The sequence below is a fragment of the Rathayibacter sp. VKM Ac-2926 genome (assembly GCF_022815565.1).
Lineage (GTDB): Bacteria > Actinomycetota > Actinomycetes > Actinomycetales > Microbacteriaceae > Rathayibacter > Rathayibacter festucae.
Genome location: NZ_JALGRS010000009.1, coordinates 87,916 through 100,038 on the forward strand (window position 1 = coordinate 87,916; position 12,123 = coordinate 100,038).

Consider the following 12,123-nt stretch of genomic DNA (forward strand, 5'->3'; position numbering starts at 1 on the left):
GGACCGCGCACAGCCCGCCACGGCTAGTGTTGTTCCGTCCGCGCCGTGCCGTCGGGCACCTGTCTTCTACGTTTTGGAGTACCCCGTGGCCTCAGTTCTCGAAAAGGTCCTTCGCGTCGGGGAGGGCCGGGTCCTCCGCCGCCTCGAGAACTACGCGAAAGCCGTCAACGCCCTCGAAGAGGACTTCACGCACCTCAGCGACGAGGAGCTGAAGAACGAGACCGTCGAGCTGCGCGAGCGCTACTCGAACGGCGAATCGCTCGACGACCTGCTGCCGGAGGCCTTCGCGGCCGTCCGCGAGGCCTCGCGCCGCACGCTCGGCCTGCGCCACTTCGACGTCCAGCTGATGGGCGGCGCGGCACTGCACCTCGGCAACATCGCCGAGATGAAGACCGGAGAGGGCAAGACCCTCGTCGCGACCCTGCCGGCGTACCTCAACGCCATCGCGAGCCGCGGCGTGCACATCGTCACGGTGAACGACTTCCTCGCGAACTACCAGTCCGAGCTGATGGGGCGCGTGTTCCGCGCCCTCGGCATGACGACCGGCGTGATCCTCTCCGGCCAGACGCCCGAGCAGCGCCGCGAGCAGTACGCGGCCGACATCACCTACGGCACGAACAACGAGTTCGGCTTCGACTACCTCCGCGACAACATGGCCTGGCAGGCGCAGGACATGGTCCAGCGCGGCCACTTCTTCGCCGTGGTCGACGAGGTCGACTCGATCCTCATCGACGAGGCGCGCACCCCGCTGATCATCTCCGGCCCCGCCTCGGGCGAGGCGAACCGCTGGTTCGCCGAGTTCGCCGGTCTCGCCACGCGCCTCATCGAGGGCGAGGACTACGAGGTCGACGAGAAGAAGCGCACCGTCGGCGTGCTCGAGCCCGGCATCGAGAAGGTCGAGGACTACCTCGGCATCGACAACCTCTACGAGTCCGCGAACACCCCGCTGATCTCGTTCCTGAACAACTCGATCAAGGCCCGCGCCCTGTTCAAGAAGGACAAGGACTACGTCGTCCTCAACGGCGAGGTGATGATCGTCGACGAGCACACCGGCCGCATCCTGGCCGGCCGCCGCTACAACGAGGGCATCCACCAGGCGATCGAGGCGAAGGAGGGCGTGCAGGTCAAGGCCGAGAACCAGACCCTCGCCACCGTCACTCTGCAGAACTACTTCCGCCTCTACGGCAAGCTCTCCGGCATGACCGGAACGGCCGAGACCGAGGCCGCCGAGTTCATGTCGACCTACAAGCTCGGCGTGGTCTCCATCCCGACCAACCGCAAGATGCAGCGCATCGACAACGCCGACCTCGTCTACAAGAACGAGCAGGTCAAGTTCGAGCAGGTCGTCGAGGACATCGTGGAGCGCCACGCGGCGGGCCAGCCCGTCCTGGTCGGCACGACGAGCGTCGAGAAGAGCGAGTACCTCTCCCGCCTGCTCGCCAAGAAGGGCGTGCGGCACGAGGTGCTGAACGCCAAGAACCACGCGCGCGAGGCCGCGATCGTCGCCGAGGCGGGCCGCCTCGGCGCCGTCACCGTCGCGACCAACATGGCCGGCCGCGGCACCGACATCATGCTCGGCGGCAACGCCGAGTTCCTCGCGGTCACCGAGATGTCGACGAAGGGCCTCAGCCCCGTCGACACCCCCGAGGAGTACGAGTCCGCGTGGGACGACGTCTTCGCGGGCGTCAAGGCCAAGGTCGCCGAGGAGGCCGAGAAGGTCCAGGCCGCCGGCGGTCTCTACGTGCTCGGCACCGAGCGCCACGAGTCGCGCCGCATCGACAACCAGCTCCGCGGCCGCTCCGGCCGCCAGGGTGACCCGGGCGAGAGCCGCTTCTACCTCTCGCTCACCGACGACCTGATGCGCCTGTTCAACTCCGGAGCGGCCGAGGCCCTGATGGGCCGCGGCAACGTGCCGGACGACATGGCGATCGAGTCGAAGGTCGTCTCGCGCGCCATCCGCAGCGCGCAGTCGCAGGTCGAGGCGCGCAACGCCGAGATCCGCAAGAACGTCCTCAAGTACGACGACGTCCTCAACCGCCAGCGCGAGGCGATCTACTCCGACCGCCGCCACATCCTCGAGGGCGACGACCTGCACGAGCGCACCCAGAAGTTCCTCGTCGACGTGATCGACGAGATCCTCGAGGTGCACACCGGCGAGGGCAACGGCGACGACTGGGACTTCGACGCGCTCTGGACCGAGCTGAAGACGCTCTACCCGGTCAGCCTGTCGATCGACGAGGTCGTCCAGGAGGCCGGCAGCCGCGGCCGGATCAACAAGGAGTTCATGCGCCGCGAGATCCTCTCGGACGCGAAGCTCGCCTACCAGGGCCGCGAGGAGCAGCTCGGCTCCCCCGCCATGCGCGAGCTCGAGCGCCGCGTCGTGCTCTCGGTGATCGACCGCCGCTGGCGCGACCACCTCTACGAGATGGACTACCTCAAGGACGGCATCGGCCTGCGCGCGATGGCCCAGCGCGACCCGCTGGTCGAGTACCAGCGCGAGGGCTTCACCCTGTTCCAGCAGATGATGGGCCAGATCCGCGAGGAGACCGTCGGCTTCCTCTTCAACCTCGAGGTCGAGGTCACCCAGAAGCAGGGCGAGGTCGCCGGCGTCGCCGCGAAGGGCCTCTCCGAGCCGGTCGCTCCGGTCGAGAAGCTCAGCTACTCCGCGCCGAGCGACTCGGGCGGCGTCGAGGTCCGCGACCAGCGCGGCCGGGTGCAGCAGGCGGCGACGGCGAAGGCCAGCGCCGCGGCGGCCCGCGAGGCGCGTCCGGACGACGCGGAGGACGCCGCGACCACCGGCGCCTTCGGCCAGCAGACCGGCGGCTCCGACGAGACGCCGAACAACCGCCAGGAGCGCCGCGCGCAGACCAAGCGCCGCTGATCCCGGCCCTGCCGACCGGCACGACGAAGGCCCCGGTCCCGACTCCGCTCGAGCGGAGCGCGGGATGCGGGGCCTTCGTCGTCGACAGCGCGGGCGCGTGGTCGGCGGCGTCAGGCGCGGTGCCGCACCAGCGCCGAGACGAAGCCGCCGGCGAAGGTGTCGCCGAGGCCGATCGTGGTGGGGCGGTCGGTCTCCAGCACGAGGCCGGGCGTGCAGACGGCCTGCAGCCGAGCCGTGACCGCGGTGCAGACCGTGACTCCGCCGGGCTGCGCCGGCAGTTGCGCGACGCGGTCGTAGTCCGCGGCGGTGATGCCGTCGCCGAGCAGGTAGCGGGTGCTCGCCATCGTCACTCCGCCGAGGAGCGCCGCGCGGTAGCGCTCGGCCTCCGCTCCGACGGCCGCCGACCAGTGCCGGGTGTGCACGACGAGCACCGGGCCGGGGAGCAGCGCCGCGGCCGCGCCCAGCGCCTCGACCACGGCATCCGGGTCGAGCAGGTCGAGCCGGTGCCCGAGCAGCGCCTGCAGCTCGTCCTCGTTCATGCTGACGACGTCGACGCAGCCGAGCAGGGCGGAGCGGGCCCGGTCCTGCAGAGCGGGCAGGTGGAAGCCCGCGTCCTCGTAGATCACGTCCGCGGAGGCGGGCAGCGCCGCGAGGTGGCGCTGCAGCGTCTCCAGCCGGTCCGTCAGCACCGCCCCGTCCTGGATGCTGTTGAAGCCGGAGACCAGGAAGACGCCCGCGTCGGCCAGCACGCCGCCGAGTCCCTCCGCCAGCAGCAGCTCGCGGTTGGGCGGGTCGTTCGCGAAGATCACCCGGTTCGGGTGCGGCGCCACCAGCACGCGGTCGCCGAGGAGCACGCGGGCGCCGCGCGGGAACTGCACGATCAGGTGCGGGTCGGTGCTGTCGGCGGTCGCGCTCGAGACGTACTCGGTGCCGACGGGCAGGAGCCGGCGGACGTGGTCGTCGATGCTCACCAGGTGCTGCACCGCGGCGAGGCCGTGCACGGCGAGCGCGTAGCCCGCCCGCACTCCCGTGCCGCCGAGGGTGATGCGCCGGGGGAAGCGCTGCGCGAACTCCTCGACGATGCGGGAGGAGGAGGCGAATCTCTCCCCTCCCGCACCGTCGGCGAGGAACGCGAGGAGCGCCACGACGAGGTCGCGCTCGGTGCTGACCGGCGCCGTCCTCGTCAGCTCGTCCGCGCGGATCCCGTACTCGTCCGCGAGCGTCTGGACGACGTCGTCGTCCCAGTCGATCTCGTAGTCGACGGTCCCGCCCAGTCCGAGCACGATCCTCTCGTTCACCGCGCTGCTCTCCTGCGTCTCGCCGGGCCTAGTAGAGCTCGGCCTTGCCGGCGGAGCCGAACAAGTCGATCTTCTCGGCGGCCGTCTCCTTCATCGCGGCGACGGAGGGCGGCTGGATCGTGTTCGGCTCGCGGACGGAGGGGTCGGCCAGCACCTCGCGCATCTTCTTGTGGTACGCGGCCTTGATGTCGCTGGAGATGTTGATCTTGTTGACTCCGCGCTTCACCGACTCGGCGATCTCGGCGTCGGGGTTGTTCGAGCCGCCGTGCAGGACGAGCGGCACGGCGACGCGCTTCTTGATCTCGGCGAGCAGGTCCAGCTTGAGCGCGGGCTTCATCGACGCCGGGTAGAGGCCGTGGCTGGTGCCGATGGCGATCGCCAGGCTGTCGACCCCGGTGGAGGCGACGAAGTCGACCGCCTCGTCGGGCTCGGTGTAGATGATGTTCGCGGCGCCGTCCTCGGCCTCGTTGTCGGTCTTGCCGATCGTGCCCAGCTCGCCCTCGACCGAGACGCCGACGGCGTGCGCCGCGTCGACGACGCGCTTGGTGATCGCGACGTTCTCGTCGTAGGGGAGCATCGAGCCGTCGATCATCACCGAGGTGAAGCCGGACTTGATCGCGAGCAGGACCTGCTCGTAGGTGGCGCCGTGGTCGAGGTGGATGGTCACGGGGACGGTGGAGCGGTGGGCGCGGGCGATGATCGCGTGCAGGATGTCCACTCCGGTGTGGCTGAGCTCGTCGGGGTGGATCGCGATGAGCAGCGGGGAGGCCTTCTCCTCGCTGATCTCGAAGAGGCCGTTCATCATGGCGTAGTCGCTGACGTTGAACGCCGGGACGGCGAAGCCGTTCGCGTTGGCGACGTCCAGCAGGTCTTTTCCGGAAACAAGCATTCTCTGACTGTCCTTCTCGTGGTGGTGGTGGTGTTCCGGACGCGCGGACGCGCGCCTCAGCTCTTGACGGCCCCGGCGGTCATGCCGCCGATGAAGTACCGCTGGAAGAAGAGGAAGAGGAGGAGGACGGGAACGCATCCGAGGATGCTCATCGCCATCATCTCGTTCCACTCGTAGGAGTTCTGGCCCATCAGCAGCTGGATGCCGATCGGCACCGTGCGCATGTCGTCGGTGCGGGTCAGGGTGAGCGCGAAGAGGTACTCGTTCCACGCGATCATGAAGGTGTAGACGCCGACCGAGACGATTCCGGGGATCGCGACCGGCACCAGGATCCGCCAGAGCACCGTCATCGGGCCGGCCCCGTCCATCCGCGCCGCCTCGTCGAGATCGCGGGGGAGGGTGTTGAAGTAGCCGGTCAGCATGATGATCGCGTAGGGCAGCGTGAAGACCAGGTAGGTGAGGATCAGGCCCTGGTAGGTGTTGTAGAGCCGCAGCGTCACCATCAGCCCGAAGAACGGGATCAGCAGGGTGATCGGCGGCACCGCCTGCACGCTGACGATGATGATGTTGATCGGCCGCTTGAAGCGGAACTCGTAGCGGCTGAACGCGTAGGACGCGAGGATCGCGACGACCAGCGTCAGCGCGACGACCGCGAGCGCGACGACGTAGCTGTTGATGAAGAAGCGGACCTTCGTCGGGTCGCCCAGGATCCCGGCGTAGGCCGAGAACGAGAACGTGTCGGTGATCAGCCGGGGCGGGTACTCGAAGATCTCGGTGTTCGACTTGAACGAGCTGGCGGCCATCCAGACGATCGGCAGGCCCGCGAAGGCGGCGCCGATCAGGAGGAGGACCCAGACCCCTGCCTTCGCAGCGAGGAGCCGCGGCGTGCGGACGGCCGGGCGGGTGGCGGTGGCGGTCACGTCAGTCCCTGGCTTTCTGGTTCCGCACGTAGAAGAACGCGAGGACCATGGTGAGGAGGAGGATCAGGACGGCGCTCGCCGAGGCCACCGAGAACTCGTAGCGGCTGAACGCGAGCTTGTAGGTGTAGGTGCTGAGCATCTCGGTCGCGTCGATCGGGCCGCCGCCGGTGGTCATCCAGATCAGCGCGAACTGCTGCGAGGTCCAGATGATGTCGAGCACCGACATGCTGATGATGATCGGCTTGAGCTGCGGGATCGTGACGTTCCAGAACCGCTGCCAGGCGCTCGCCCCGTCGACCTTCGCCGCCTCGTAGAGGTCGTGCGGGATGCCCTGCAGACCCGCCAGCAACGTGATCATGTAGAACGAGTAGCCCGCCCAGATGTTGATGAAGGTCACCGAGAGCAGCGCGGTCGCGGGGGAGGCGAGCCACTCGATGCCCTTGTCGGTCAGCCCGAGCGAGATCAGCGCGTAGTTGATCACGCCGTTCGGGTTCAGCAGCAGCCGCCAGAGCACCGCGATGATCGCGACGGTGAACAGCCACGGCAGGACGTAGACCACGCGGAAGAGCGACTTGGCGACGGTCGGCACGAGCGGCGAGTTCAGCAGCATCGCGAAGCCGAGGCCGAGCACCAGGTGGGCGGCGACGCTGACGCCGACGAAGACGATCGTGTTGCCGGTGGCCGTGCGGAACTTCGGGTCGCCGAGGACCTCGAGGTAGTTCGCGAGGCCCACGAAGGCGGGCTTCGGGTTCGTGATGACGTTGTCGAAGAACGAGTACCCGATCACCAGCAGCACCGGCACGAGCATCAGGACGAGCATCACGATCGCCGTGGGGGAGAGGTAGAGGTAGGGCGCGAGGTCGCGGCGCCTCCGGCGGCCCGCGGGGGCGGGGGCGGGCGTCCCGGAGACGGGACGCTGGGGGGCGCTCAGCAGGGAGACCACGGCGCTCCTCCTTCGATCGGGGACGGGGTGAGGGGGGACCGCGCCGCGGGAGAGGACTCCCGCGGCGCGATCGGGGACGGACGCGTCACGGCTCAGAACTCGCCGAGCCAGGCTTCCTGGGACTTCTCCAGCGCCTCGTCGACGCTCTGGTCGCCGTTGAGGGCGGCCTGCAGCTGCTCGTCGAAGTCGCGCATCAGCTGCTCCGCGACGGGCAGGCCGACGAACTCGTTCGCCGGGTAGCCGGCCGAGTAGATGTCGAAGGCCTCCTGGTACAGCGGGTCGCTGTCCGAGAAGTCCGGCGTGGAGGCGGTGTTGCCGGGGAAGGCGTTCGCCAGGGTGGACAGCGTCGAGTTGGTGTCGGCGCTCATCAGGAACGACACGAGCTTCGCGGCCTCGGCCGGGTGCTCGCTGCTGGCCGAGACCCCGATGCCCCAGGAGGCGAAGGGGATGCCGCGCTCGCCGCTGAAGCCGTCCTCGGCCGGGATGGCCGAGATGCTGAACTTCAGGTCGGGGTTGGACTCGCGGATGGTGGCGATGTGCGAGAGGGAGTCGATCATCATGCCGACCCGGCCGTTGGTGAACTCCTCGACCTTGTCCTGCTCCTTCATCGTCGCGGCACCGGGGGCGATCACGCCGTCGGCGTCGAGCTGCGCGATGTAGTCGACCGCGCTGGTGACGGCGTCGTTGGTGAGGTCGGGCTTGCCGTCGTCGAGCATGCTGCCGCCGGAGGCCCAGACCCAGGACATGACGTCGTTCTGGATCCCGTTGGGCGCGTCGCTCGAGAGCGGGAGCACCCAGCCGCTGGTGTTCTCGCCGAGCGCCGTGATCGCCTTGGCCGCGGACTCGAACTCGCTGCGGGTCGAGGGCGGAGCGCTGACGCCCGCCTCGGAGAGCAGGGCGTCGTTGGTGAAGAGCGGGTAGACGAAGTTGACGACGGGGACCATCGCGGTCTTGCCGTCGACGACGACGGTCGAGGAGAGCTGGCTCTCGTCGAAGCCCGCGTCCGAGAGCAGGGGACCGAGGTCGGCCAGCGCGCCCTGCTTGGCGAAGTCGCTGATCCAGGCGCCGTCGAGTCCGACGACGTCGGACATCGTGCCGGCCGCGGCGCCGGCGAAGAGCTGCTCCTTGGTCGAGGCGTACGGACCGCTGAGGAGGTCGACCGTGATGCCGGGGTTGGCGGCCTCGAAGTCGTCCATCAGGCCGCGGAGGGCGCCGTCCGAGAGCTCGGGCTCCCACCACTGCGCGAATTCGAGGGTGACGTCTCCGCCTGCCGCGGAGTCGCCGCCACCCTGGCTGCAGCCGGTCAGCATCGTCGCGGCGAACGCCGCGCTGACGGTGAAGACGACGGCTCTCTTGATGCGAGCACCTTTGCTCATGTCACTCCCTGCAACTCTGCAGTTATCTGCTGTTGTGTGCGCATTCTTGCGCTTGTGTTCTGCGAATGTACCTGGCGATGCGTGGTCATGCAAGAACCGGCAGGAAATTGCCGAGATGTGCGACAAAAGAGGACCAGACCGCAGGATTCAACGCGGCCCGAGTGCGACAAGTTGCAGGATCCGGCACAGCGGTGTTAGACAACGCACATGCCCGACACCGACGACGCCCCCGCCGCGAACGACGTCCCGCTCCGTCTGCCGGCCGGCCGGAAGGCCGATCTGGCCGCCTACGTCGCCGAGGCGGGCGAGGTCACGGTCACCACGCTCGCCCGCCGCTTCGCCGTCTCGGCCGACACCGTGCGCCGCGATCTCGACCAGCTCGACGCGGACGGCTACCTCGTCCGCACGCACGGCGGCGCGGTGAGCCTCTCGGTGATGCCCGCGACGGAGAAGCGCCTGGACGTGCGCCTCGGCATCCAGCGCGGCGCGAAGGAGAAGATCGGCGCGCTCGCCGCCGGCCTCGTCGAGAACGGGGCGGTGGTGATGCTGAACGCGGGCACCACCTCGCTGGCGGTCGTCCGGCATCTCAACGACCACCGCGAGCTGACCATCGCGACGAACAACCTGCGCGTCCCCGCCGAGATCGGCTCGAAGACCTGCCGCGACCTCTTCGTCTTCGGCGGCGCCGTCCGCCTCGGCGGCCAGTCGACGGTCGGGCCGGTGGGCTTCGCCGCCGCGGAGCCGGGCGGCGCCGTCGACCTGCACTGCGACATCGGCCTGATCTCCGTCGGCGCCGTGTCCGCCGAGAACGGCTACTCGACCAGCAATCTGGCGGAGGGCGTGATGATGAGCGAGATGATCGCCCGCTGCGAGCGCGTGGCGATCCTGGCCGATCAGACCAAGTTCGGCCGGACCCTCTTCGCCCAGGTGGCGGAGCTCGGCCGGGCCGACTACCTCGTCACCGACGCGCCGCCGCCGCCGGAGCTCGAGGAGGCGCTGCGCGAGAAGGGCGTCCAGGTGGTGCTGCCTCCGGTGGCTCCCGCCCGCGAGCGCTGACCCGGGAGTGCCGGCGTGCTAGTGCCGAGCCGCGAGCGCTGACCGGTCTCAGAGCACGTTGATCGCGGTCGCGCGCCAGCGGGCGTCCGTGCCCTCCAGCCGGATGGCGACCGCTCGGGTGCGGACCCGGTTGTGCACGAGGACGACCGCCTCGACGATCCCGTCCCGCGGCTCCGTGACGACGACCCGGCCGACCGTGGACGGGAGGCGCTGCGTCGACCGGCCCTTCAGGCTGCGGGCGCGGGCGGCCATCACCACCCGCTTCTGCAGATGCCGGTAGACGTCGTCGCTCAGCCAGCGGGCCAGCTGGTCGATCTCGCGGGAGCCGGCCAGGACCTCGACCACCTGCAGCGTCAGGCAGGCGAGGATCGGCTCGGGATCGGGCAGCTCCGCCCGCGTCGCCGGCTGCGGGGCGAAGAACGCGGCGGCCGACGTCGCGGAGGCCGCCGCGTCCGCATCGAGCGGCAGGGTGCGGTAGTCGAACGCGTTGGTGGGGTGGATCATGCGGCGTGCTCCAAAGGCAGGACGAGCGACTCACGGTTCGGATCTCCTCTCGGCTCGGGCGGTGCGTGCCGCAGCAGGACGAGCGCGACGGGGTGCCCTCATCGAAGCAGCCGAGCGATGCTCACGTCGGGCTCAGCGCCGGACTGTGGATAACCGGGCGCGGGGCACCGCAGGTGCGGTGCGCGCGATGACGGGACCTAGGCTTGTCGGGTGTCGACCCTCAGTGATCTCGTCCTCTCCCACGGCCGCTCCACGGACGCGGACGTCGAATGGCTGCACCTCCTCGTCGGCGACCTCCAGCTCCTCGCCGACCTCGCCTTCGCGGACATCGTGCTCTGGGTGCCGACCGCCGAGGGCGGCTTCGTCGCGGTCGCGCACGCCCGGCCCTCGAGTGCGGCGACGCTCTTCTACCGCGACTTCGTCGGGCAGAAGATCAAGGCGGAGTGGCGCGCCCAGGTCGCCGAGGCCTTCGAGAGCGCCCGCATCGTCGACACCTCGGCCCCGGACTGGTTCGAGGAGACGCCCACCCGCGTGCGCGCCGTGCCGGTCATCCGGCGCCTCGGCGGCTCCGACAGCGCGACCACCGATCAGCCGATCGCGGTCGTCACCCGGCACACCAACCTCAGCGAGACGCGCACGCCCAGCCGCCAGGAGCTGACCTTCAACGACTGCGCGAACGACCTCTTCTCGATGATCGCCTCGGGCGACTTCCCCGACCTCGGCGCGCCGACCGGGCCGCGTCGCGGCGCCCCGCGCGCCTCCGACGGCCTGATCCGCCTCGACGTGGACGGGATCACGACCTTCGCCAGCCCGAACGCGCTGTCGGCGTTCAACCGCATCGGCTTCGCGGACGAGCTCGAGGGCGAGTCGCTCGCCGAGGTCACCACGGGCCTGGTCGCCGGCAAGGTCGTCATCGACGAGTCGCTGCCGCTGGTCGTGACCGGCCGCGCGCCCTGGCGCACCGACATCGAGGCGCGCGGGGTCACCGTCTCGCTGCGCGCGATCCCGATCCGCGACCGCGGGGAGCGCGTCGGCGCCGTCGTGCTCTGCCGCGACGTGACCGAGCTGCGCCACCAGGAGCGGGAGCTGATCACCAAGGACGCGACGATCCGCGAGATCCACCACCGGGTGAAGAACAATCTGCAGACCGTCGCGTCGCTGCTGCGGATCCAGGCCCGGCGCACCCACTCCGATCTCGCCCGCGAGGCGCTGACGCAGGCGATGCGCCGCGTCGCGGCGATCGCGGTCGTGCACGACACCCTCTCCGAGGGGCTCGCGCAGAACGTCGACTTCGACGCGGTGTTCGACCGGGTGCTGCTGCTGATCGCCGAGGTCGCCTCGACGCACAACACCACCGTGCACCCCACCTTCACCGGCAGCTTCGGCGACCTGCCGAGCGAGTACGCCACTCCGCTCGCCCTCGCGCTGACCGAGCTGGTCACCAACGCGGTCGAGCACGGCCTCGCCGGCCGGGAGGGCGACGTCGAGATCGTCGCGACCCGCGGCGACGACGAGCTCACCGTCAAGGTGCGCGACACCGGCGTCGGACTGCCGGAGGGCAAGGTCGGCTCGGGTCTGGGCACGCAGATCGTGCGCACTCTGATCCAGGGCGAGCTCGGCGGCACGATCGACTGGCACACGCTGGTCGGCCGCGGCACCGAGGTGACCATCGAGGTGCCGCTGCGCTGGCTGAAGGGCCCGCGGGTCTGAGCCGGACCGGTCCGATCCCGCGGGTGCGGCTCCCGCCGGGCGTCTCCGGGAACGACGCGACCCCCGCTACCGGAGGGCGAGCGGGGGCCGGGGTCGTGCGGTGCCGGGCGGTCCCGGTGCCGGCGCTACGAGGCGCGGCGGGCGCGGGCGGCGCGGCGCTTGAGGGCGCGGCGCTCGTCCTCGCTGAGGCCGCCCCAGACGCCCGAGTCCTGACCGGTCTCGAGGGCGTACTGCAGGCAGACCTCGGTGACGGTGCAGCGACCGCAGACGGTCTTCGCCTTCTCGATCTGGTCGACCGCGGGTCCGGTGTTGCCGACCGGGAAGAAAAGCTCGGGGTCAGCGGTGAGGCAAGCGGCCTTGTCGCGCCAGTCCATGCGGGTGCTCCTTGTGTGACAGCGTGCGTGGAGGAACCACGCAGTGTTCGGGTGGGATGATCGAGTCACACCGACGGCCTGGACCATCGGTATGCACCGGGCGCCCGAACCGGCGCACGCCACGAGACCCTGCGCAGCTGCGCAAGGCGGTTCGGGTGCGGGACCGGACGGT

At 70.0% G+C, this 12,123-nt stretch carries 10 protein-coding genes; 3 read left to right on the forward strand and 7 right to left on the reverse strand.

Going from position 1 to position 12,123, the window contains the following annotated elements:
• Positions 1–85: 85 nt before the first annotated feature.
• Positions 86–2,881, forward strand: coding sequence for a preprotein translocase subunit SecA (gene secA / locus MT351_RS13630; protein WP_243582414.1), 2,796 nt, complete (start codon positions 86–88; stop codon positions 2,879–2,881).
• Between the two features lie 110 nt (positions 2,882–2,991).
• Here the strand turns inward: secA and MT351_RS13635 are convergent, their stop codons facing one another.
• The 5 genes from MT351_RS13635 to MT351_RS13655 all read right to left on the reverse strand — a co-directional run bounded on the left by MT351_RS13635 (position 2,992) and on the right by MT351_RS13655 (position 8,307).
• On the reverse strand, positions 2,992–4,179 hold the full coding sequence (locus MT351_RS13635; RefSeq protein ID WP_132435834.1) for an ADP-dependent glucokinase/phosphofructokinase: 1,188 nt from the start codon (positions 4,177–4,179) through the stop codon (positions 2,992–2,994).
• A gap of 28 nt (positions 4,180–4,207) precedes the next feature.
• A complete protein-coding gene (locus MT351_RS13640; RefSeq protein WP_132435833.1) occupies positions 4,208–5,068 on the reverse strand; it encodes a ketose-bisphosphate aldolase in 861 nt (286 codons plus the stop codon).
• 56 nt (positions 5,069–5,124) lie between these two features.
• Positions 5,125–5,988 (reverse strand): carbohydrate ABC transporter permease, encoded by an 864-nt coding sequence (locus MT351_RS13645; RefSeq protein WP_243582416.1) that lies wholly within the window; start codon positions 5,986–5,988, stop codon positions 5,125–5,127.
• Position 5,989: 1 nt separating this feature from the next.
• A complete protein-coding gene (locus MT351_RS13650; RefSeq protein WP_243582417.1) occupies positions 5,990–6,931 on the reverse strand; it encodes a carbohydrate ABC transporter permease in 942 nt (313 codons plus the stop codon).
• Positions 6,932–7,023: 92 nt separating this feature from the next.
• Entirely contained in the window at positions 7,024–8,307 is a 1,284-nt protein-coding gene (locus tag MT351_RS13655; RefSeq protein WP_243582418.1) for a sugar ABC transporter substrate-binding protein, read from the reverse strand.
• A 207-nt stretch (positions 8,308–8,514) separates the two neighbouring features.
• On the opposite strand from MT351_RS13655, the gene MT351_RS13660 reads away from it, so the two are divergent.
• A complete protein-coding gene (locus tag MT351_RS13660) occupies positions 8,515–9,363 on the forward strand; it encodes a DeoR/GlpR family DNA-binding transcription regulator (RefSeq protein WP_132435831.1) in 849 nt (282 codons plus the stop codon).
• Positions 9,364–9,411: 48 nt separating this feature from the next.
• Here the strand turns inward: MT351_RS13660 and MT351_RS13665 are convergent, their stop codons facing one another.
• On the reverse strand, positions 9,412–9,867 hold the full coding sequence (locus MT351_RS13665) for an Rv3235 family protein (RefSeq protein WP_221181084.1): 456 nt from the start codon (positions 9,865–9,867) through the stop codon (positions 9,412–9,414).
• A gap of 210 nt (positions 9,868–10,077) precedes the next feature.
• Here MT351_RS13665 and MT351_RS13670 point away from each other — a divergent pair, with 210 nt between their 5' ends.
• A complete protein-coding gene (locus MT351_RS13670; RefSeq protein WP_123702681.1) occupies positions 10,078–11,577 on the forward strand; it encodes a sensor histidine kinase in 1,500 nt (499 codons plus the stop codon).
• Between the two features lie 125 nt (positions 11,578–11,702).
• On the opposite strand, the gene MT351_RS13675 is transcribed toward MT351_RS13670, so the two are convergent.
• Positions 11,703–11,951, reverse strand: a complete 249-nt coding sequence (locus tag MT351_RS13675) for a WhiB family transcriptional regulator (RefSeq protein ID WP_056045195.1) — start codon at positions 11,949–11,951, stop codon at positions 11,703–11,705.
• Positions 11,952–12,123 lie beyond the last annotated feature (172 nt).

What these genes read in the sequence shown, in the direction of transcription:
- MT351_RS13640 (WP_132435833.1), bottom strand. Translation starts at nt 5,068, where the DNA reads ATGCTTGTTTCCGGAAAAGACCTGCTGGACGTCGCCAACGCGAACGGC.
- MT351_RS13655 (WP_243582418.1), bottom strand. Translation starts at nt 8,307, where the DNA reads ATGAGCAAAGGTGCTCGCATCAAGAGAGCCGTCGTCTTCACCGTCAGC.
- MT351_RS13660 (WP_132435831.1), top strand. Translation starts at nt 8,515, where the DNA reads ATGCCCGACACCGACGACGCCCCCGCCGCGAACGACGTCCCGCTCCGT.
- MT351_RS13665 (WP_221181084.1), bottom strand. Translation starts at nt 9,867, where the DNA reads ATGATCCACCCCACCAACGCGTTCGACTACCGCACCCTGCCGCTCGAT.
- MT351_RS13675 (WP_056045195.1), bottom strand. Translation starts at nt 11,951, where the DNA reads ATGGACTGGCGCGACAAGGCCGCTTGCCTCACCGCTGACCCCGAGCTT.